The organism is Nocardia sp. NPDC056064 (assembly GCF_042266925.1).
Taxonomy (GTDB): domain Bacteria; phylum Actinomycetota; class Actinomycetes; order Mycobacteriales; family Mycobacteriaceae; genus Nocardia.
Genome location: NZ_JBHJWO010000002.1, coordinates 21,845 through 41,409, shown reverse-complemented (window position 1 = coordinate 41,409; position 19,565 = coordinate 21,845). Strand labels below are relative to the sequence as shown.

The window sequence follows — 19,565 nt, the reverse complement described above, 5'->3', positions numbered from 1 at the left end:
TGTGAGCGCTCGACAGCGGACTGCTCGTGTCCGCGTCTTTCCCGGGGAGGAATCAGCGCATGATCAAGCATCGCTTCGCCATTGCCGCAGCCGCGGCATTGGTGAGCGTCGGGGTACTGACCACCGGCTGTTCGGCGGACACCGTCGCCGGTGACAAGGCCGTCGCGGCCATCGACAATCCGTGGGAGGTGGCGGGGGCGGCCTCGGCCACCGGCCCGAGCGGACCGCGTTCCGGCGTGCCCGACACCGACAAGAAGGCCGACAACGGCGACGGCGGCGCGGTGGACACCCTCGCGCTCAACGCCATCGCCGATATCGAGGAGTTCTGGCAGACCGAGTACTCCAAGACCTTCCGCGGCAGTTTCAAGCCCGCCTCGAAGTACATCTCGTGGTCGGCCAAGGCGCCGGAGTCCGAGGCGGTGAACTTCTGCTTCAGCAGCACCTACCAGCTGGTCAACGCCGCGTACTGCCCGCTGAACCACACCATCGGCTGGGACCGCTCGGTACTGCTGCCGCTGCTGATCAACCGGTTCGACGACATGTCGGTGGTGATGGTGCTGGCCCACGAGTACGGCCACGCCATCCAGGCCCAGGCCGACCTGCTGCGCGGTCTCACCATGGACGCGCTGGTCAAGGAACAGCAGGCCGACTGCCTGGCCGGGGTGTTCCTGCGCCATGTCGCCGAGGGGAACTCCAAGCACTTCACCCTCAACACCACCGACGGTCTCAACGGCGTGCTCGGCGCGACCGTGGCGGTGCGCGACAGCGACCCCAACGACCCGAATGCCGTGCACGGCTCGGCCTTCGAGCGGGTCACCGCGGTGCAGATGGGATACACCGAGGGCGCGGCGACGTGCAAGGGGATCAACAAGGACGAGATCGAGCAGCGCCGGGGAAGTCTGCCGGTCACCTTCGGTGAAACCGAGCGCGAGGAACAACTGCCGGTGAACAAGGAGAACCTGAGCACCCTCGCGACCCAGCTCGGCAAGTCGATGCCGGTGCGGAAGGCACCGAAGTTCGACTACAGCGGCGTCACCCGCTCGTGCGCCTCGACCACCACCACCGAGCCGGTGTCCTACTGCCCCGGCAGCAACACCATCGGCACCGATCTGAGCGCCATGGCCACCCGAGCGGGCGAGGGCTCCGAGACGCAGAACAAGTCGCTGTCGGCGGTGGTGACCGGCGACTACAACGCGGCGGTGGTGTTCGTCTCGCGCTACGCGCTCGCGGTCCAGCAGGACCGTGGCCTCTCGCTCACCGGTGCCGCGACCGCGGGCCTGCGCACGGCGTGCCTGTCCGGCGCGCTCACCACGAAACTCAGTGAGCCCAGCAGTGATCCGCGCCTGTCGGCCGGTGACCTGGACGAAGCGGTCTCCGGCCTGCTCGCCGACGGGCTGGCCGCCGCCGATGTGAACGGCGAGGTGGTGCCGAGTGGTTATCAGCGCCTCGAGGCGTTCCGCACCGGCGTGCTCGACGGCGAACAGGCCTGCCTGACGAAGTTCGCCTAGCTAGGCGGGCAGGGACCGCAGGGAGCTGAGGGTGTTCGCCACCGCGCGGGCGGCCTCGGCTCCCTTCGTCACGAAGTGGTTGGTGTAGTAGTCCACGTGCTCGCTGTGCTCGTGGAAGTGGTGCGGGGTGAGCACCACCGAGAACACCGGCACGTCGGTGTCGAGCTGCACCCGCATCAGGCCGTCGATCACCGCCGAGGCGACGAAATCGTGCCGGTAGATGCCACCGTCGACGACCAGCGCCGCGGCCACCACCGCGTCGTAGCGGCCGGTGCGGGCCAGGCGCTGGGCGTGCAGCGGGATCTCGAAAGCGCCCGGCACGTCGAAGGACTCGACCGCGGCCGGGTCGAAGCCCAGCCCGGCGTACTCGGCGAGGAAGCCCTCGTGCGCCTTGGAGACGATGGAGCTGTGCCAGCTGGCGCGGATGAAGGCGACGGCGCCGGAAGACGTGTTTCCCATGTCCGGAGTCTACTCAGCGGGCCGGCACCGGATCGGCCTCCCCGCTGTCCACCGATTCGCCGAGCAGGCGCCGGTAGCCGGCGCTGCGCGCGAGCAGTTCGGCGTGGGTGCCCGTCGCCTCGACCCGGCCGCGGTCGAGGACCACGATCTGGTCGACCTGCCGGACGGTCTCGAGCCGGTGCGCGATGACCAGCACCGTCCGTCCCGCCGCCAGGGTCTGCAGGGCCTGCTGGATGCGGGCCTCGGTGTCGGGGTCGACGGCCGAGACCGCCTCGTCCAGGATCAACACGGGGGAGTCCTTCAGCAGGGCCCGCGCGATCGAGAGCCGCTGGCGCTGACCGCCCGACAGTGTCGAGCCGCCGTCACCGAGCACTGTGTCGAGCCCGTCGGGTAGCGCGGCCACCACGTCGTCGCACTGGGCGGCCGTCAGGGCGGCCCAGATCTCGTCGTCGGTGGCCCGCGGGCGGCCGAGCGCGACATTGCGGCGCACGGTGTCGGGGAACAGGTACACGTCCTGGTAGACGGTGGTCACCGCCGCCATCACCGTGTCGCTGCCCACCTCCGGCAGCGGTACTCCGCCGAGCCGGACGGCGCCCTGCTCGACATCCCACAGCCGCGCGGCCAGCGCCGCGATGGTCGACTTGCCCGCCCCCGACGGCCCGACCCGGCCGGGCCTCGAAGGACACCTCGTCGAGCACCCGCGCCGCCGTAGCCGAAACTCACGGCATCGAAGGCCAGGGTGGCATCCGCCGGGGTCGTCGGCCGGTCCGGTTCGCCGAGCACCGGCTCGTCCCACACCTCGGCGATCCTGGCGGCGATCTGCTCCTGATTGCGCCGGTATCCGGCCAGGGCGTTGAGTTCCTGGATCGGCTGGTAGAGCGCCAGGGCGAGGAACAGGAACAGCAGCAGCGTCGCCGCGCTCACCTCACCGCCGCGATACAGCGCCGCGCCCACCACGATCAGCACCACCAGACCACTCTCCACCGCGATGCTGCCCAGCGCGGTCGACGGCGTCGCGCGCACCGACATGGCCACACTCGCCGCGCGCAACTGCTCGACCACCTCGCGATAGCGCTGGGCCACCGCGGAATCGGCGGCCCCGCGCAGCACCGCCGCGCCGCGCGCCTGCTCGAGCAGCACGGTCGACGCCCGCGCTCGCGCGCGGTGCAGATCGGCGAACACCCGGTGATAGATCCGGTCGCTCCATACGGTGATCGCGAGGAAGATCGGGATGCCGATCAGCGCGGCCAGCGCCAGCCGCCAGTCGAGGACGGCCAGGATGACCGCCGCGTAGAGCGGCTGCACGCACGCCGCGGCCACCTGGCCCGGCACGTTCTGGAAGTCGAGCATCAGGGTGTCGTTGGTGATCAGCGTGGTGATCCGGCCGCGGTCGACGCGGCCGAGGAAACCCATCGGCACGCGGCGCAGGCGTTCGATGATCGAGATCATGATGTCGGTCTTGGCGCGGTCGGCCAGGCCCCAGATGTACAGGTTGGCCCAGCGCGACAGGAACAGCCGCGCCACCAGACCGGCGGTGAGCAGCGCGAACACCTGCCACAGGAACCCGGTGCTCAATTCGCCGTCGACAGCGCGCGAGACCACCAGGAACACCGCCGCCAGCGGCACGCCCCGCACCAGCGACTCCAGGAACAGCCGGATCAGCCCGTGCCGCACCAGCTCCGGCCAGCCGCGTCCGTAGAGCGTGCGCCACTGCTTGCCGAAGGTCATCCCCGCCACGCCGGGGGTGACCACGTCGCGGGCCGCGCGGGTCCACTCGTCGGGCTCGGTGGCCGGGGGCGGAGTGGGAACGGTGGCGTGTGCCCGCGTCTCGACCGGGTCGAGCCGCCAGCCGTCGGCGGCGGTGTAGGCGGCCCAGAGGGTGCGGTAGGTGGCGCTGTCGCGGGTGAGTTCGTCGTGGGTGCCGATGGCGGTGACGGTGCCCGCGTCGACCACGGCGATCCGGTCGCTGCCGCGCACGGTGTCGAGGCGGTGCGCGATGGCGATCACCGTGCGCCCGGCCGTCAGGCGGGCGAGGGCGGCCAGGGTGTGCCGTTCGGTCTCGGCGTCGAGCGAGGCGGTGGCCTCGTCGAGGACGACGACCGGCGCGTCCTTCACCAGCGCCCGCGCGATCGAGATCCGTTGCCGCTGACCACCGGAGAGCCGTCCGCCACCGGGTGGCAGCTCGGTGTCCCACCCGCCCAGCTCCGCGGCCACCTCGCCCAGCTGCGCCGCCTCGCCCGCGGCGATCACCTCGGCGTCGGTGGCGCCGGGACGGGCGACGCGGATGTTCTCGGCGAGCGTCGCGGCGAAGATGTACTCGTCCTGCTGGACATAGGCGACCAGCCGGGCCAGCTCGGCCGACCCGATCTCGCGCAGATCCACCCCGCCGATCTCGACGCTGCCCGCGTCGGGGTCCCACAGCCGGGCGATCAGGCGCGCGATGGTGGACTTGCCCGCCCCCGTCGGCCCGACCAGGGCCAGTGACGAGCCCGCCGGGACGTCGAGATCGATGCCCGAAAGAGCCGCCGCGGTCCCGGAATACGCGAACCGCACGGCGCGCAGGCGCACGTCGAAGGTCGCCGGGCGCACCGGCTGCTCCGGTTCGGGCAGGGCCGGTTCGTCGAGCATCGCGGTGATCGAGCCCGCCGCGAACTGGAGGCGGATCATCAGCGTGGCCAGCACGCCGACCAGGCTCATCAGCGGCGACAGATAACCCAGGCACAGCACCAGCATCAGGATCAGCGTCGGAACCGGCACCCAGCCGTGCACCGCGCCGATGCCCGCCACCGGCAGCATGGCCGCGACCGCGAACCCGGTGCCCGCCAGCATCACCGACACCACCCACGAGGTCGGCCCGGCCTGGGCCCGGCGCTGGTACTCGAAGCCGTCGACGATCGCGGTGCGGGCCTGGTCGTATCCCGAATCGGGGCGCAGGAACCCGCGAATCACCGTGAGCCCGTCGAGATATCCCGACACCGCCGAGTTCAGCGTGGTGAGGTGCCCGGCCATGGCCGCGTTGGACTTCTGCGCCATCGTCATCCCCGCGCCGGAGACCACCAGCAGGATCAGCAGCGCGCCCACGGCCACCAGGGCCAGGCGCCAGTCGATGGCGAAGAACAGCACGGTGGTCGCCACCGGGACGGCGATCGCGGCCGCCAAGTCCGGTACACCGTGGGCGAGAGCCTCTTCCAGCTGCTCGACATCGTCGTGCAGCAGCTTCTTGAGCTCACCGGTCGAGCGGGCTTGCACCCGCCCCAGCGGGATGACGCGCAACTTCTCGGCCAGGGCCAGCCGCAGATCCGCCAGTACCCGATAGGCCGCGACGTGCGCGGTGTGCGAGGACAGTCCCGACAGCGCCGCGCGCCCCGCCACGGCCAGCGCGGTCCACAGCGCGATCACCGGAATCCGGTCCGGGTCACCACCTTCGGTGAACAGCTCCACCGCCACCCGGTACACCGCCACGTACGGCGCCAGCGCCAGCACGGCGGCGAGCACCGCCAGCAGGGCGGCCGTGGCCAGGCCGAGCCGACGGCGGGCGATGACAGCGCGAAGGCTCACCGAGGAGTTCATGAGGTGAGGCTAAGCTCAATCGGAAATTAAATCAACGGTGTGTGTATTTTTGCGGGAATCCCGAGACCGCTGCGTAGCCTGTGATCCCATGACCACCGAGCGACGCAAGCGCGGCAGGCCGCCGCGGACCGGCGGGCACGAACCGGTCACCAAGGAGCTGATCGGCAGGGTCGCCCTGGAGATCGCGGGCGCCGAGGGGTTCCCGCAGCTCACGATGCGCAGGCTCGCCGCCGAGATCGGCGTCACCGTGCGCGCGCTCTACAACGTGGTCGCGGACCGTCAGGAAGTGGTCGACCTGGCCGCCGCCCGGCTGATCGAACTGCTGCCCGTGCACGACTTCGACACCGCCGACTGGCGTGCCACGCTGCGCCGCGTCTACGCCGAAGCACGCGCGGCCTATCGCTCGGTGCCGCGCGCGACGCTGATCTCCCTGGACGAGACGGTGACCCCCGGCGAGGTACCGGTCCGGCGCATCATCGAGCCGGAGCGGATGCTGGCCTTCCTCGTCGCGGTGGGACTGTCCCTCGACGACGCGCTGACCGTGCGCGGGTTCTTCCTCACCGAGGTGTTCGGCTTCGTGCTGCTCGTGGACTACCGCTACGACCGCAGCGACGAACAGGTCCGGCAGATGATGTTCCACCCCGTGCCGGGCCCGTGGCTGGCGGCCCATCCCGATGTCGAGGCGCCGCTGTCGCGCGGGATCGCCGCGGGGCCCGCGCGCACCGCCGACGACCTGTTCGACGCGCTGGTCGAGCGGGCGATCCGCGCGGTGGAGGGAATGCTGCCCGATCAGGCGCCGGGCAGGTGACCGGTCAGCCAGCCGGTGACGTCACCGAGCACCTGCTCCTGCTCGGGTTCGTTGAAGACCTCGTGGAAGAGCCCGGGGTAGCGCAGCACCGTGACGTCGTCCGAACCCGCGTCGCGTTCGAGCACGTCGGCGCTCGACGGCGCGGCGATCGTGTCGGCGGTGCCGTGCAGCACCAGCAGCGGTGCCGACAGCGCGCCGAGCCGCTGCTTGACCAGCGCGGTGTGCTGCAGGATCTCCACCGCGGTGCGCGCGGGCAGCTTGCCGCGGAACACCAGCGGGTCCTCGTCGTAGGCGCGGATCACCTCCGGATCACGGCTGATGGTCGACGAATCCAGCGTCAGCACACCGAGATTCGGTGCCACCCGGGTGAGCAGGGGCGCGGCCAGGCGTTGCAGCGGGTTGCCCAGCGGGATGTCGAGCGGCGGGGCCGAGACCACGATGCCGTCCACGTCGACGGGGCCGCGGGTGGCCAGGTGCAGCACCACCAGACTGCCCATCGAATGCCCGAGCAGGAACCGGGGCAGCCCGGGGTGCGCGGCGCCGGCCAGCTCGAGCAGTGCCGCCACATTGTCGGCCGCGCCCTGCATCGAGCCGATATTGGCCGAGCTGCCCGCCGAGAGCCCGTGCCCGACATGATCGAGGGCGTAGACCGCGAAACCCGCGTCCGCCAGCGCCGACCCGACGTGCTCGTAACGCCCGGAATGCTCGGCGACCCCGTGCACCAGCACCACCACCGCGCGCGCGGCCGACTCGGGTTGCCATGCGCGCCAGGCGATCCGGCCGCCGGTGCCCGCGAACTCGCCGGTGTCGGTCGTCATGGCCGTGCTCCTGTGGGGTCGGGCGCCGGGGCGGCGAGCCGCTCGATCAGGCGCCGGTTGAACTCGATGAGCCGAGCGTAGTTGAGCCGCGAGAGCCGTTCGTCGGTTCCGTGGATCCGGGTCAGGTCGGTGGCGGTCAGCACGATCGGCGCGAAATTGCAGCGGGTCTCGGCCAGACCGTCGAAGTGGCGGGAGTCGGTGGCGCCGGGCACGAGTCCGGTCGTGGTGACGATGCCGGGCACCAGTCCGGTGGCCAGCTCGTCGATCAGGTCGAAGCCCGCCCCCGGCCCGGTGACCTGCGAGGGCTCGGAGGTGGCCCCGTCGAGCTCGACCCGCACCTCGGCGTCGCCGATCACCCGCACGCAGTGCTCGAGCACCGAGGCCACCGAATCTCCGGGCAGGATCCGGAAGTTCACCAGCGCCTCGGCGCTCTGCGGCAGCACATTGGCCTTCACCCCGCCGCTGATCACGGTGGGCGCGGTGGTCGTGCGCACCAGCGCCGCGGTGGTCGGGGCGGCGGCGAGGACGCGGGTGATCAACGGGGTGGTCAGCGTGCTCAGGCCGCGGGTGCCCGCGAGCTCGAGCAGCTTGCGGCGGGGCTCGGGCATGGCCACGCGCATCCGGGCCAGCATGTCGGCGATCACCGGGGTCAGCCGCAGCGGCATCGGATTGTCCTGGACCCGGGCCACCGCGCGGGCGAGTCTGCCCACCGCGGTCTGCTTGCCGGGCATCGAGGAGTGCCCGCCGGGATCGGTGACCGACAGCCGCACCGTGGCGAACCCCTTCTCGCCGAGCATGATGGTCGCCACCGGCCGGTCGACCCCGTCGACCACGTCCTGGGTGATCACCCCGCCCTCGTCGAGCAGCAGCTCCGCCCGCACCCCGGCCGCGCGCAGATGCGCCGCCATCGGCACCGCGCCGTCGGCGCCGAGTGCCTCCTCGTCGTGACCGAAGGCCAGATAGATCGTGTGGCGGGGCCGCAGCCCGGCGGCCAGTGCCCACTCGACGGCCTCCAGGATCGCCAGCACCCTGCTCTTGTCGTCGATCGCGCCGCGACCCCAGATGTAGTCCTCGTCGACCACCCCGGCGAACGGTGGATGCGTCCAGCGCGGCGCGTCCTCGGCGGGGACCACATCCTGATGGGCGAGCAGGATCGCGGCGACCCGGCCGGGGTCGGTGCCGTCCCAGCGGTAGAGCCTGCTGCGGCCGAAGGTGGTCAGCGTCAGCTGCGCGTGCACCAGCGGGAACTCCGATTCGAGGTGCGCGGCCAGCGCGGCGAACTCCGCGTCGGCGTCGTGGCCGGGGTCCTCGGCGGAGACGGTCGCGCAGCGCAGGGCGACGGCGAGCCGCTCGGCGGTCGGGTCGTCGACACCGTCGGTGACGGGGGAGTACGCCTGGTTCTCGATGATCGGCCGCATGCGGCCATTCTGGCCGGTCACCGTCGGTCGCGCCGGGAAAAGCCGCCCGAATCGCCGGGCCGCGAGCCGCAGGCGTCATGCGGTCCGACCGGCCGGTGGGTGGCCATCTAAGCTGACACCATGGCAGGAGGCAAGGGCGGCAAGCCGTCGAAGGAAGCCAAGGCCGCGGCTAAAGCGGCCCGTAAGCAGGCATCACGCGAGCGACGTCAGCAGTTGTGGCAGGCGTTCAACATGCAGCGCAAGGAAGACAAGGCGCTGCTGCCGCTGATGATCGGCGCACTCGTCGGCACCACGGTGGTCTTCTTCCTGATCGGTCTGATCTTCGATCTGCAGTGGTTCCTGCTGCCGCTGGGTCTGCTGCTCGGTGTGCTGCTGGCGTTCATCATCTTCGGACGCCGGGTGCAGAAGAACGTCTACCGCAAGGCCGAGGGCCAGGCGGGCGCGGCGGCGTGGGTGCTCGAGAACCTGCAGGGCAAGTGGCGGGTGGCCAACGGCGTCGCCGCGACCACCCAGCTCGACGCGGTGCACCGCGTCATCGGCCTGCCCGGCGTGATCTTCGTCGCCGAGGGCTCCCCGCAGCGGGTCAAGTCGCTGATCTCCCAGGAGAAGAAGCGCACCGCGCGCCTCATCGGCGACACCCCCATCTACGAGGTGATCGTCGGCAACGACGAGGGCCAGACCCCGCTCAAGGATCTGCAGAAGTTCCTCACCAAGCTGCCGCGCAACATCGACGTCAAGCGGATGGACCAGATCGAGGGCAGGCTCGCCGCGCTCAGCTCGCGCAGCGGCCCCGCCATGCCGAAGGGCCCGATGCCCCCCGGCGCCAAGATGAAGGGCATGCAGCGCGCCATCCGCCGCCGCTGACCCCCGCTGTCCCGGCGAGCCCGGCACCTGCCCAGGTGCCGGGCTCGCGTCGTCTCAGGAGCCGGTCGGCCGGCTCAGCGCGCGTTGACCAGCGCGGTTCCGGTGGCGCGGTCGTGCATGCCGCGGCCGTCGGCGTCGGTGAACAGCGCCGGGACGATGAACACGATCAGGATCTGGCGCACCAGCGCGCGCACGAAACCGACCGGCACCGCCGCGTCGATGCGCAGCACGCGCAGCTTCATGAAGTACTGGCCCGGGGTGAACCCGAACAGCGTCACCGCGGCGATGCCGACCACGAACCACACCAGCAGCGGCACCGACGAGCCCGCGAAGCTGCGGGTGATCGCCGCGGCGACGCCGACCGCGATGAACCAGTCGAGGAACAGGGCGACGACCCGGCGCCACGTCGGGGCCAGCGAGCCCGCGCCCTCGCGCGGCAGGCCGTAGAGCTCACCGGGGTACCCGACGATGTCCTCATCGCCCGGTTCCGCGGGATTGCCGGAGAGCCATGTGCCGGTGATACGAGCCATGGCTCCAGGATAGAGGCGCGCCGTGCGCCGCTCACGACCGCATTAGTGGAGGTCACGTCGCCGCGCGTGAGCGCGGATGGCAGGATGAGGCATGCAGGTCGCGCCCGGATGGCAGACATCACCCTGCAATCCGGCACGCGTAACACTGGCGAAACACAGCCTTGACTGTAGGGAAACACCGCGTCCATAGCGTCTGGTCGCGACGAACCCATGCATCGTGACTGGCTGGGAACCGATCCGTAAGGAGAACAAGTGACGTTCAGCACGGCCGAAGAGGTCATCCAGTACATCAAGGAAGAGGACATCGAATACGTCGATATCCGCTTCTCCGACCTGCCCGGCGTCCAGCAGCACTTCTCGATCCCGGCCAAGGCGTTCACCGCCGACCTGGCCGAAGAGGGTCTGGCGTTCGACGGCTCCTCGGTGCGTGGCTTCCAGTCGATCGACGAGTCGGACATGCTCCTGCTCCCCGACTTCAGCACCGCTCGGATCGACCCGTTCCGTGCCGCGAAGACCCTGAACCTGAACTTCTTCGTGCACGACCCGTTCACCCGCGAGGCCTACTCCCGCGACCCGCGCAACATCGCGCGCAAGGCGGAGGAGTACCTGCGTTCGACCGGCATCGCCGACACCGCCTACTTCGGTGCCGAGGCCGAGTTCTACATCTTCGACGGCATCCGCTACGGCTCGGGCATGAACGGCTCGTTCTACGAGATCGAGTCGATCTCGGGCTCGTGGAACACCGGCAACGAGTTCAACCCGGACGGCAGCCGCAACCTGGGCTACAAGGTCCGCAACAAGGGTGGCTACTTCCCCGTCGCCCCGTACGACCACTACGTCGACCTGCGCGACAAGATCTCGACCAACCTGCAGAACGCGGGCTTCGAGCTCGAGCGCGGTCACCACGAGGTCGGCACCGCCGGTCAGGCCGAGATCAACTACAAGTTCGGCACCCTGCTGGGCGCTGCGGACGACCTGCAGCTGTTCAAGTACATCGTGAAGAACACCGCGTGGCAGGAAGGCAAGTCCGTCACCTTCATGCCGAAGCCGCTCTTCGGTGACAACGGCTCGGGCATGCACGTGCACCAGTCGCTGTGGAAGGACGGCAAGCCGCTGTTCCACGACGAGGCCGGCTACGGTGGCCTCTCGGATCTGGCGCGTCACTACATCGGCGGCATCCTGCACCACGCCCCGTCGCTGCTGGCGTTCACCAACCCGACCGTGAACTCCTACCACCGTCTGGTGCCGGGCTACGAGGCCCCCATCAACCTGGTGTACTCGCAGCGCAACCGCTCGGCTGCCGTGCGTATCCCGGTGACGGGCAACAACCCGAAGGCCAAGCGCATCGAGTTCCGCGCGCCGGACTCCTCGGGCAACCCGTACCTGGCCTTCGCCGCCATGATGATGGCCGGCCTGGACGGCATCAAGAACAAGATCGAGCCCCTGGCCCCGGTCGACAAGGACCTCTACGAGCTGCCGCCCGAGGAGGCCAAGAACATCCCGCAGGCCCCCACCTCGCTGGCGACCGTCATCGACCGCCTCGAGCAGGACCACGACTACCTCACCGAAGGCAACGTCTTCACCGAGGACCTGATCGAGACCTGGATCCAGCTCAAGCGCGACAACGAGATCGCCCCGGTCAACCTGCGCCCCCACCCGTACGAGTTCGAGCTGTACTACGACGTCTAAGTCGTCGAACAGCCGATTCGTCGGTAGCGGTACCTGACAACACCCGCCACACCCCAGGTGTGGCGGGTGTTGTCGTTTTTTCGCGGTCGGCCTGGTTTCCTACTTGTTTTGATACGATGGGTCGGTGGGTGAGATCGAGTACGGGATCGGGGAAGGGCCTGCTCAGCGGGTGAGTTTGTCGTTGCCCGAGGGGACTGCCGATGCGGTGCGGCGGCGGGTGGGGAAGCGGGAGTTCTCGGCTTTCGTGGCCGCGGCGGTCGAGCGGGAGCTGCGGGGTCAGGTGCTCGACGAGTACCTGGGCGATTACGAGGATCGGGTCGGGCCGATCACCGAGGAGGAGCAGCGTGCCGCGCGCGAGCTCTTCGACACCGCCCTCGCCGAATCCGGTGAGTGGCAGAGCGCGAGCTGAGGGGAGCCGATGACTCGTCGGGGGGACAGGCAGCATCAGGGCACGCTGGTGCTCGACTGTGACGGATTGTCGAGGTTGACCGACGACGCGCGACCGGTGGTCGCGGTGCTGGCCGAGGCGCGCCGACGTGGGATGGAGGTCGTCGTCAGCGCGCTGACGGTCATCGAAGCGGTCCACGCCAAGACGAATCGGGCCCGGCTGGCGTGGCTGCTGTCGGGCATCCGCGTCGAGGCGGTGGATGAATCGACGGCGAAATTCGTTTCCGATCTGCTGATCGAGGCCGGACTGCACGGGCACAAGTACGCGATCGATGGCGTGGTGGCGGAGCTGGCGAGTCGGCAGCGTCCTCCGGTCGTGTTGCTGACCAGCGATATCGATGACATGAAGAAGCTCTGCGGCGCGGGCGTCCGATTGATCTCCACCTAGCCGACGCGCCCAGAGATGTAGGGGCTGGACTCCTGGGTGGGAGCCCGACATAGTCCAGGGGTGCGATGGGGTTTTGTGGTGCGGGTGATGGCCGGGGTGGCGTTGGTGCTGGGGACGGCCGCGCCGGTGGCGGCCGAGCCGGTGACGGCGGCGTTCACGTGGACGCAGGAGTATCTGACCGCGGCCGACGGGACGCGGTTGCACGCCGATGTGCTGCGGCCGGCGGGGGTGGGGCCGCAGGAGCGGACGCCGGTGTTGCTCACGGCGAGCCCGTATCGGGCGCATCTGGCGTATCTGTCGCAGCCACGGCCCGAGGGTGGGCCGTCGACGGACAATCTGCCGGTCGACTGGGCGCTGCGCGCCGGGTACACGTATGTGATCGTGGATCTGCGCGGGTTCGGCGGGTCCGACGGGTGCCCGGATTTCGGTGGGCCGGGGGAGCGTTCGGATGTGTTCGCCGCGGTGGAGTGGGCGGCGAGCCGCCCGTGGTCGACCGGGCGCGTCGGCGTGGTCGGTACCTCGTACGAGGGCTGGACCGGGATGATGGCGCTGGCCGGGAAGCCCAAGGGACTGGCCGCGGTGGCCGCGTTCGAACCGGTCGTCGACCCGTTCTCGTACCTGTACATGCAGGGCATCGCCTGGAAGTTCGGCGGAAAGCCGTTGACCGAGGACGGAATCCGCCCCGCCGACACCGCGGGCGCCGAACACCTCGCCATCGCCTCGACCCCGGGCCACTGGGACGACTCCCCGGAGTACCAGGCCAATGCCGTCGCCATGACCCAGCAGTGCGCGAGCGACTACCTCGCCCTCACCACCGACCACGACGCCACCAACCCCGGCTGGCGCGACCGCGACATGGTGGAGGCCCTGCGCGGCAACACCACTCCGCTGTTCCTCGGTCAGAGCTTCCTCGACTCCAACACCCGCGCCGACCGCGTCCTCGAGGCGTGGGAGGCGCGCGGCCCCGGTGAGCACCGCGCGTGGTTCGGTCAGTGGGGGCACTCGGACTGCCGGGAGAAATGCGGCACGCCGCAGTTCGCCGGTGAGCTCTACGCGTTCCTGGATCGCCATGTCGCCGGGGCCGATATCGAGGTCCCCGGCCCGCCGGTCACCGTCGGCCAGTTCGACGGCGGCTGGCGCGGCGAATCCGTGTGGCCCCCGGCGGATTCCCGCCGCACCTCGATCGACCTGCGCACCGGCGCCTACACCGACCGCGGCCTGCTGCCCGGCCCGGACCGCGAGATCTGGTCCATCACCGAACCTTTCGCGACGCCGGTCCACCTCGCGGGACGACCCACCGCGACGCTCTCGCTGACCGGCCCATCGGAGGCCACCGTCACCGTCGAGCTCTACGACATCGCCCCCGACGGCCACGCCACCGTCATCACCCGCGGCATCGCCCCGGTCCGCGCCCGGACCGACCTCCGCCTGCTCTGGCAGGACGCCCGCCTGGCCACCGGCCACCGCCTCGGCGTCCGCATCACCGATGTCGTCGACGACGCCTGGTCGCACACGCCCGCCAACGCCGGTGTCACCGTGACCGCCGCCCGGCTCGACCTCCCGCTGCTCACCACCCCGCGCGAACTGGACCTGCCCGGCGGTGTCCCCACCTGGCACGCCCGCTGGCGCACCGCCGAAACCACCGACCTCACCCCCGCGTTCCTCGCCGACCCCGCCCACCGCATCACCCTCGACGCCCCGTCCAGCTGACAGGCACGATGGTCGGGTGGAAACCCCGTTCATCCCTCCGGAATGCCGCCTGGTCCCGGAATCCCAGCGCTACCGCAGAAAGGCGGTCCGCGACCCGCGCTACGACAGCGACACCCTGACCGCGTCAGCGTGCTGTGCGCGGACCCGTCCGAGATCATCGACCTCGGCACGGACCCCACGCGCAGCTGACCCCCGGCCCGCGCGACCGTCAGCGAGGCTCGGAGTGCCTGTCGCGTGGCTGACCGGTCGCCGGGGCTGCGGCCGTCGGCAAGCCGCGCAGCATCCGCCGCGCAGCAGATCGATCACCGTCCCGCGTCACCTCCGGCAACACTCGAAATCCCGACACCGGAAGGGATCTCGCCGCGCACGATGGCCGCGACCTGTGCGGGATGGGTCAACTGCGGGTAGTGGCCGGTGCCGTCGACGATGTGCACCGGATGGACGGTGGCCTCGGTCAGCGGATCGTCCGCGCCGACGATGATGTCGACCGGAACCGTGACACGCGCGAGCTTCTCGGCGAGCTCGGCCCGCGATGCCCCGGCACCACGCAGCGCCGCGAAGGTCCGCCGAGCCACACCCGGCCGCCGCAGATTCGCCGCCGCCGACTCGACCGCCGGCCCCACCGGAACACCCAGCTGCGCGGCGAACATCGCGAGCGGCATGCGCTTGACCACCTCGGCGGTCACCGGCGTGCCCAGCCACCACGCGGCCTGCTGCTGGAGGAAGGCGGGGGCGATCAGCACCAGGCGCGAGACCCGCTCCGGATGCCGCAGCGCGAATTCGACCGCGGCCCAGGTCCCGAGCGAATGCCCGACCAGCACCGGCCGCGTGCGCACCGGCGCCAGCAGTTCCTCGGTCCATTCGCCGATCGACAGCGTCGACGACGCGGATCGGCCGACACCGGGCAGGTCGGCGACCAGGCTCGGCCCGTCCAGCGCGCGCACCACGCCGTTCCACGACTCGCCGTCGACCGGAAGCCCGTGCAGCAGCACGTATGCAGGGCTCTCGTGCTCCCCGGCGACCCAGGTCCCGTTCCGGAATCCGGCGTCCGGCGCCGGGGTGACCGTCCCGTTGCGGGTGGCCACGATCCCGTCCGCGTAACTCGTCAGCAGCTCGGCCACCGGCGGATGCGCGATCCCCAGCCGCCGCGCCACCGCATCGGCCGCGCTGGTGTCGTAGCGGTCGGTGCTGAGGAAGGTCAGCGCTTCGGGATCGGCCTTGGTCAGCGCGCGCGGCAGCCTGCGCACCAGCCCGGTCGGCAACAGGAAACGCGGGGCGGGCACGCCCAGATGCGCGGCGACGAGCCGGATCAGTTCGGGCAGCACGGGAGTGGCGGCGTCGAGCAGGGGATAGGACTTGCCCGCGGTGTCGGGCAGGGTCGGCAGTCCGGCCAGGAACCGCACCACATAGCCGAGATCGACCACCGGAACGAAGGTGTCGGCCGACCCCGGCAGCGCGGGCAGCTCGCCCCGCCACAGGCTGTCGATGATGTCGGCGAGCCCGAAGTACTGCCCCGGCCCGAGCACCCCGGCGGGATTGGCGAAGGTGAGCGGAATCCCACGCTCGGCCGCGAGCGCCCTGAGCATGCCGTCGGCCTGGATCTTCGACGCCTCATAGGCGCCGTCGCGGTAGTCGCGCGGACCGTCGTCGGCGACCCGGTAGCCGGTGATGTGGACGACGCGGCGCAGATCAGGTTGCCGCCCAGCCCATTCCAGCACGTGCCGGGCACCGTCGAAGTTCACCCGTCGCGCGAGCTCGGCATCGAGCCCGAACTTCATCAGCGCCGCCGCGTTGTACACATCGCGCACCCCCTCGACCGCCGCGCCGAGCGCCAGATCGGGCTCGCCGATATCGGTGGTGACGATCCGCAACCCGTCGGTGTCCACGTCCTGCGTGGCCAGCCAGTCGCGCAACCGGTGCTCGCTGCCCGCGCGCAGGGCGGCGGCGACGGTGTGTCCGGTACGCAGCAATTCCGCGACCAGTGACCGGCCGATGAAGCCCGCGGCTCCGAAGACGATCGAATCGGTGTGAACCATGATGCCCTACTTTCAGTAGACCGATTTACATATTTTGAAGCGATGACTCGAGGAGGGCGTGTGCCGGAATCAGATCAGGGTGTCGATGGTGTCGGCGACCCGCCGCAGTGGTTGCCGTGAACGATGTGCCCGCGCCAGCACCAGTCCACCCTCGATCAGCGCCAGCGCCGCCGTGGCGACCCGCTCCGGTTCGGGGTGATCGAACCCGATCAGTCGCTCGCGCAGCGCCTCTTCCCAGATCTGGTAGGTGGACGAACAGGCTTGCTGCACAGCGTCATTGGTGGACGCGGTATCCAGCGCGACGGCGGCCACCGGGCAGCCGACCGTCCAGTCCGAACCCTCCAGCCGATCGCCGAGGAAACGCACCATCCGGTGCGCGAGATCCCGGGCGTCGGTGGCCTCGGTGGTGCGGATCATCTCGGCGATCTCGACACCGCTGTCGGTGACCGCGGCCGCCACCAGCTCGTCCTTGCCGCCCGGGAAGTGGAAGTACAGCGACCCGCGCGGCGCGCCGCTGGTCTGCACGATCTGATTCAGTCCGGTGCCGAAATAGCCGCGCGACTCGATCAGTGATCGGGTCGCCTTGATCAGCTTGCAGCGCGTCTCGGCGCCTTTCGTGCCCACAGCTAGAAACTAGACCGGTCAACATATTTTTGCAAGGCTCAGTGCTCGGCCAGCAAGGCGGCGGCCGAGGTGCACAGCCGGTCGATGATGTCGGCCGCCGGTTCGATATGGGTGACCAGGCCGACCCCCTGACCCGCGTCCACCGGCGCCAGCCGGGGATCGTCGGCGGCGATGGCCGCGCGCAGCCGCTCGGGCGAGGGCCGCTGATCGTCGTCGAGCCACGGATCGGTGAACTCGTTGCGCAGCACGCGGGCCGGGTAGATCGGTGGCCAGGGCAGGTCGAGAGCCTCGTCGAAGGAGGTGGTGAGCACCGTGCCGGTGGAGTCGGCGGCCAGCATGGCCAGCCGCGCGGGCTCGGGCAGCAGTGATTCCTCGGCGGCGGCCAGGCAGGTTCCCAGCCAGGCGCCCGCCGCGCCCGCCGCCAGCACTGCGGCGAGGGTGCGTCCCGAGCCGATCCCGCCCGCGGCCAGCACCGGCACGGTCGCGATCTCGAGTACCGCGTCCAGCAGCGGCATCAGCGCCATCCGGTCGGCCCCGTGCCCACCGCCCTCGTTGCCGCGCGCGACCAGGATGTCGATGCCCGCGTCCTGGGCGCGGTGCGCGCCCGGCGCGTCGTAGACCTGGGTGACCGTGCGGATACCCGCCGCCCGCACCGGCGATACCCAGGAGAAATCGGTCCCGAAGCTGACCGAGATGATCCGCGGTCGCGCCGCGATGGCGGTCTCCAGCAGGCCGTTTTCGCGCTGACGCACCCAGTCGACCAGCCCGATCCCGTCGACCGAATCCCCGGCCGCCGCCAGCTCACGCCGCAGCGCCTCGACCGAACCGGCGCTGCCCATACCGATCATCCCGAGCCCACCGGCCGCCGACACCGCCCGCGCCAGCCGCCCGCCCGCCGCGCCGCCCATCGGGGCATTCACCACGGGCACCCGCAGTCCCATGTCCTGTGACCACGGTGTCGACAGTTCCAGCTCGGGCATCGGTGCGCCTTTCTCCCAGGACAGTGCCGCCTCCATCATGGCAGCACCGTCGAGCCTGCCCGGCGACCCGCGCGCCCGCGTATCGTCGACGCCATGATCAGGGATCGTCTCGCGCGGGTGGGCGCCGAGCCGCCGATGATCTTCGGCGAACCCATCGACAGACCGTACGGATCGACGGTGATCACCGTGGCCCGCGGCCCCGGACTGCTGCACGGCCCGGGTCCGCTCGGGGTGTTCGTCGTGCACGAGGGCCGCGCGGAATGGACCGCGGTGGTCGACGCGAATCGCATCGCTCAGCTCGGCGAATGGATCGGGCTGCTCACCGGAGTCATTGCGGCGCTGGCGGTTCTGCGCCGTCCGCCCTGGCCGGACCTGCGTCCCCGGCGCCATTGAGGCCGGGCAGCGCCAGCGTCTCGAACCGGTGCCACGCCTGGCCGGGCGTCAGCGCCGTCGCGGGATCGATCATCTCGGCGATCAGCCCGACCAGTCCCCAGGACAGGAAGGTGATCGTGCCGTCGGCCTGTTCGCCGAGCACCTCTCCGAGCAGCTCGGCACAGCTGCGCCGATAGGACCGCAGCACCGTGGCGCTCACCTTCGGCCCGACCAGCGGCCGGTAGACCTCGGGATAGTGCGCGGCCAGGTGGAACATCACCCGTAGCGGAGCCAGCGGGGAGCCGGGCGCGGCGGTGCGGGCGATCTCGCGGCGCAGGTATTCGGTGCAGCTCACCAGCAGCAGGTCGTCCTTGTCGCGGTAGTGCGCGTAGAAGGTGGAGCGGCCCACATCGGCGCGGGCGATGATGTCGCTGACACTCACCCGGTCGTAGCCACGCTCGATCATCAGCTCGATCAGCGCCCGGTGCAGCAGGTCGCGGGTGCGGCGCACGCGGCGATCGGCGGGTTCGGCCATGCGCTCCTCCTGAACGGATTCGCCGCGACTGTCCGGAATCGGACGGTTGCGGCGCTGTTGTTCCTGGTGACGGGCGCGCAGGCGATCGACCATGGACGCATGTCCCGACATCAGCTTCTCACTCCCATGTTCGTCCACGACGCGGGCACCGGCCTGGTCATCCAGGGTCTGCGCCGCTACAACCTGTTCACGTCGCTGTTCTTCCTCGGCCGTCACCGCAGGCTGCTGGGCGAATTCGTCACGCGCTCCGGTGCGCGGCCCGGCGAACGCGCGCTCGATATCGGTTGTGGCCCCGGCAAACTCGTCCGGGCGCTCGGGGCGGTGGTCGGCGCGGAGGGCGCGGCCGTCGGCGTCGATCCCTCCGCCACCGCGGTCGCCGACAATCGCCGCCGGGATCGCGTCGCCCACCACCGCTACGAGGTCGGACCGGCCCAGGATCTACCGCTGCCCGACGACGCGTTCGACATCGTCACCTGCACTTTCGTCATGCACCACATCCCCGAGGCGCACCGCGCGGCCGCACTGGCCCAGATGTGGCGGGTGCTGCGGCCCGGCGGACGGGTACTGCTCGCCGACGCGTCACCGTCGCCGCGGATGCGCAAGGCGCTGTCGGTGCTGCTCCGCAACGGGGGAGACCCGTTCGCCGACGCCGACATCCGGCACTACACGGAACCGCTGCGCGCGCTCGGGTTCACCGAGCTCACCTACACGCAGAGCCGGGACCAGACCGGCATCCTCACCGGCATCAAACCGCCCCGGCTGCCCTGATCGCCGCATTCGTGTCGGTGGGCTCGGCTAGGGTCGATCTC

At 70.5% G+C, this 19,565-nt stretch carries 19 protein-coding genes; 9 read left to right on the top strand and 10 right to left on the bottom strand.

Annotation, left to right across the window (positions count from 1 at the left end):
- The first annotated feature begins 59 nt into the window (after positions 1–59).
- Positions 60–1,508 (top strand): metallopeptidase, encoded by a 1,449-nt coding sequence (locus ACFC06_RS23970; RefSeq protein WP_375935878.1) that lies wholly within the window; start codon positions 60–62, stop codon positions 1,506–1,508.
- Here the strand turns inward: ACFC06_RS23970 and ACFC06_RS23965 are convergent, their stop codons facing one another.
- From ACFC06_RS23965 to ACFC06_RS23955, 3 genes are read right to left on the bottom strand one after another with little or no spacing between them, the layout of a single operon-like run.
- Positions 1,509–1,967, bottom strand: a complete 459-nt coding sequence (locus ACFC06_RS23965; protein WP_375935876.1) for a 6,7-dimethyl-8-ribityllumazine synthase — start codon at positions 1,965–1,967, stop codon at positions 1,509–1,511.
- A 13-nt stretch (positions 1,968–1,980) separates the two neighbouring features.
- Entirely contained in the window at positions 1,981–2,580 is a 600-nt protein-coding gene (locus ACFC06_RS23960; RefSeq protein ID WP_375937289.1) for an ABC transporter ATP-binding protein, read from the bottom strand.
- Positions 2,508–5,537 (bottom strand): ABC transporter transmembrane domain-containing protein, encoded by a 3,030-nt coding sequence (locus tag ACFC06_RS23955; RefSeq protein ID WP_375935873.1) that lies wholly within the window; start codon positions 5,535–5,537, stop codon positions 2,508–2,510. The genes ACFC06_RS23960 and ACFC06_RS23955 overlap by 73 nt, the downstream gene beginning before the upstream one ends.
- Positions 5,538–5,625: 88 nt before the next feature.
- Between ACFC06_RS23955 and ACFC06_RS23950 the strand changes: the two genes are divergently transcribed.
- Positions 5,626–6,345 carry a TetR/AcrR family transcriptional regulator gene (locus tag ACFC06_RS23950; protein WP_375935870.1) on the top strand — a complete coding sequence of 240 codons (720 nt, stop codon included), beginning with the start codon at positions 5,626–5,628 and terminating at the stop codon, positions 6,343–6,345.
- Here ACFC06_RS23950 and ACFC06_RS23945 read toward each other — a convergent pair.
- Together ACFC06_RS23945 and ACFC06_RS23940 are read right to left on the bottom strand one after the other, a co-directional pair.
- Positions 6,327–7,163, bottom strand: a complete 837-nt coding sequence (locus ACFC06_RS23945; RefSeq protein WP_375935867.1) for an alpha/beta hydrolase — start codon at positions 7,161–7,163, stop codon at positions 6,327–6,329. The two genes, ACFC06_RS23950 and ACFC06_RS23945, sit on opposite strands and share 19 nt — an antisense overlap.
- A complete protein-coding gene (locus ACFC06_RS23940; RefSeq protein WP_375935864.1) occupies positions 7,160–8,581 on the bottom strand; it encodes a M20/M25/M40 family metallo-hydrolase in 1,422 nt (473 codons plus the stop codon). The genes ACFC06_RS23945 and ACFC06_RS23940 overlap by 4 nt, the downstream gene beginning before the upstream one ends.
- Positions 8,582–8,701: 120 nt before the next feature.
- On the opposite strand from ACFC06_RS23940, the gene ACFC06_RS23935 reads away from it, so the two are divergent.
- Positions 8,702–9,445, top strand: coding sequence for a DUF4191 domain-containing protein (locus ACFC06_RS23935; RefSeq protein ID WP_375935861.1), 744 nt, complete (start codon positions 8,702–8,704; stop codon positions 9,443–9,445).
- A 74-nt stretch (positions 9,446–9,519) separates the two neighbouring features.
- Here the strand turns inward: ACFC06_RS23935 and ACFC06_RS23930 are convergent, their stop codons facing one another.
- Positions 9,520–9,975, bottom strand: a complete 456-nt coding sequence (locus ACFC06_RS23930) for an RDD family protein (protein ID WP_375935858.1) — start codon at positions 9,973–9,975, stop codon at positions 9,520–9,522.
- A 252-nt stretch (positions 9,976–10,227) separates the two neighbouring features.
- Here ACFC06_RS23930 and glnA point away from each other — a divergent pair, with 252 nt between their 5' ends.
- From glnA to ACFC06_RS23910, 4 genes are all read left to right on the top strand, one after another.
- Positions 10,228–11,664 (top strand): type I glutamate--ammonia ligase, encoded by a 1,437-nt coding sequence (glnA, locus tag ACFC06_RS23925; protein WP_375935855.1) that lies wholly within the window; start codon positions 10,228–10,230, stop codon positions 11,662–11,664.
- 124 nt (positions 11,665–11,788) lie between these two features.
- A complete protein-coding gene (locus ACFC06_RS23920) occupies positions 11,789–12,073 on the top strand; it encodes a hypothetical protein (protein WP_375935852.1) in 285 nt (94 codons plus the stop codon).
- Positions 12,074–12,148: 75 nt separating this feature from the next.
- Positions 12,149–12,499: a DNA-binding protein gene (locus ACFC06_RS23915; protein ID WP_375935849.1), complete on the top strand. Its 351-nt coding sequence runs from the start codon at positions 12,149–12,151 to the stop codon at positions 12,497–12,499.
- A gap of 60 nt (positions 12,500–12,559) precedes the next feature.
- The gene (locus ACFC06_RS23910; RefSeq protein WP_375935846.1) at positions 12,560–14,209 is read left to right on the top strand and encodes a CocE/NonD family hydrolase; all 1,650 of its coding nucleotides are present in this window, start codon (positions 12,560–12,562) and stop codon (positions 14,207–14,209) included.
- 302 nt (positions 14,210–14,511) lie between these two features.
- Here ACFC06_RS23910 and ACFC06_RS23905 read toward each other — a convergent pair whose 3' ends face one another.
- The 3 genes from ACFC06_RS23905 to ACFC06_RS23895 form a co-directional block, all read right to left on the bottom strand.
- Positions 14,512–16,245 (bottom strand): alpha/beta fold hydrolase, encoded by a 1,734-nt coding sequence (locus ACFC06_RS23905; RefSeq protein ID WP_375935843.1) that lies wholly within the window; start codon positions 16,243–16,245, stop codon positions 14,512–14,514.
- A gap of 69 nt (positions 16,246–16,314) precedes the next feature.
- Positions 16,315–16,869, bottom strand: a complete 555-nt coding sequence (locus ACFC06_RS23900) for a TetR/AcrR family transcriptional regulator (protein ID WP_375935840.1) — start codon at positions 16,867–16,869, stop codon at positions 16,315–16,317.
- A 38-nt stretch (positions 16,870–16,907) separates the two neighbouring features.
- Complete coding sequence (locus tag ACFC06_RS23895) at positions 16,908–17,888, bottom strand: NAD(P)H-dependent flavin oxidoreductase (RefSeq protein ID WP_375935837.1); 981 nt, start codon at positions 17,886–17,888, stop codon at positions 16,908–16,910.
- A gap of 54 nt (positions 17,889–17,942) precedes the next feature.
- On the opposite strand from ACFC06_RS23895, the gene ACFC06_RS23890 reads away from it, so the two are divergent.
- Positions 17,943–18,242, top strand: a complete 300-nt coding sequence (locus tag ACFC06_RS23890) for a hypothetical protein (RefSeq protein WP_375935834.1) — start codon at positions 17,943–17,945, stop codon at positions 18,240–18,242.
- Here the strand turns inward: ACFC06_RS23890 and ACFC06_RS23885 are convergent.
- On the bottom strand, positions 18,178–18,756 hold the full coding sequence (locus ACFC06_RS23885; protein WP_375935831.1) for a TetR/AcrR family transcriptional regulator: 579 nt from the start codon (positions 18,754–18,756) through the stop codon (positions 18,178–18,180). The genes ACFC06_RS23890 and ACFC06_RS23885 overlap by 65 nt on opposite strands.
- Before the next feature lie 99 nt (positions 18,757–18,855).
- Between ACFC06_RS23885 and ACFC06_RS23880 the strand changes: the two genes are divergently transcribed.
- Positions 18,856–19,524: a class I SAM-dependent methyltransferase gene (locus ACFC06_RS23880; protein WP_375935829.1), complete on the top strand. Its 669-nt coding sequence runs from the start codon at positions 18,856–18,858 to the stop codon at positions 19,522–19,524.
- Positions 19,525–19,565 lie beyond the last annotated feature (41 nt).

Excerpts from the sequence above, each read along its gene's own strand:
- ACFC06_RS23965 (WP_375935876.1), bottom strand. The coding sequence starts at position 1,967 with ATGGGAAACACGTCTTCCGGCGCCGTCGCCTTCATCCGCGCCAGCTGG.
- ACFC06_RS23950 (WP_375935870.1), top strand. The coding sequence starts at position 5,626 with ATGACCACCGAGCGACGCAAGCGCGGCAGGCCGCCGCGGACCGGCGGG.
- ACFC06_RS23885 (WP_375935831.1), bottom strand. The coding sequence starts at position 18,756 with ATGGCCGAACCCGCCGATCGCCGCGTGCGCCGCACCCGCGACCTGCTG.
- ACFC06_RS23935 (WP_375935861.1), top strand. The coding sequence starts at position 8,702 with ATGGCAGGAGGCAAGGGCGGCAAGCCGTCGAAGGAAGCCAAGGCCGCG.
- ACFC06_RS23955 (WP_375935873.1), bottom strand. The coding sequence starts at position 5,537 with ATGAACTCCTCGGTGAGCCTTCGCGCTGTCATCGCCCGCCGTCGGCTC.
- ACFC06_RS23940 (WP_375935864.1), bottom strand. The coding sequence starts at position 8,581 with ATGCGGCCGATCATCGAGAACCAGGCGTACTCCCCCGTCACCGACGGT.
- ACFC06_RS23895 (WP_375935837.1), bottom strand. The coding sequence starts at position 17,888 with ATGATGGAGGCGGCACTGTCCTGGGAGAAAGGCGCACCGATGCCCGAG.
- ACFC06_RS23890 (WP_375935834.1), top strand. The coding sequence starts at position 17,943 with ATGATCAGGGATCGTCTCGCGCGGGTGGGCGCCGAGCCGCCGATGATC.
- ACFC06_RS23930 (WP_375935858.1), bottom strand. The coding sequence starts at position 9,975 with ATGGCTCGTATCACCGGCACATGGCTCTCCGGCAATCCCGCGGAACCG.
- ACFC06_RS23945 (WP_375935867.1), bottom strand. The coding sequence starts at position 7,163 with ATGACGACCGACACCGGCGAGTTCGCGGGCACCGGCGGCCGGATCGCC.
- ACFC06_RS23880 (WP_375935829.1), top strand. The coding sequence starts at position 18,856 with ATGTCCCGACATCAGCTTCTCACTCCCATGTTCGTCCACGACGCGGGC.
- ACFC06_RS23970 (WP_375935878.1), top strand. The coding sequence starts at position 60 with ATGATCAAGCATCGCTTCGCCATTGCCGCAGCCGCGGCATTGGTGAGC.
- ACFC06_RS23905 (WP_375935843.1), bottom strand. The coding sequence starts at position 16,245 with ATGGTTCACACCGATTCGATCGTCTTCGGAGCCGCGGGCTTCATCGGC.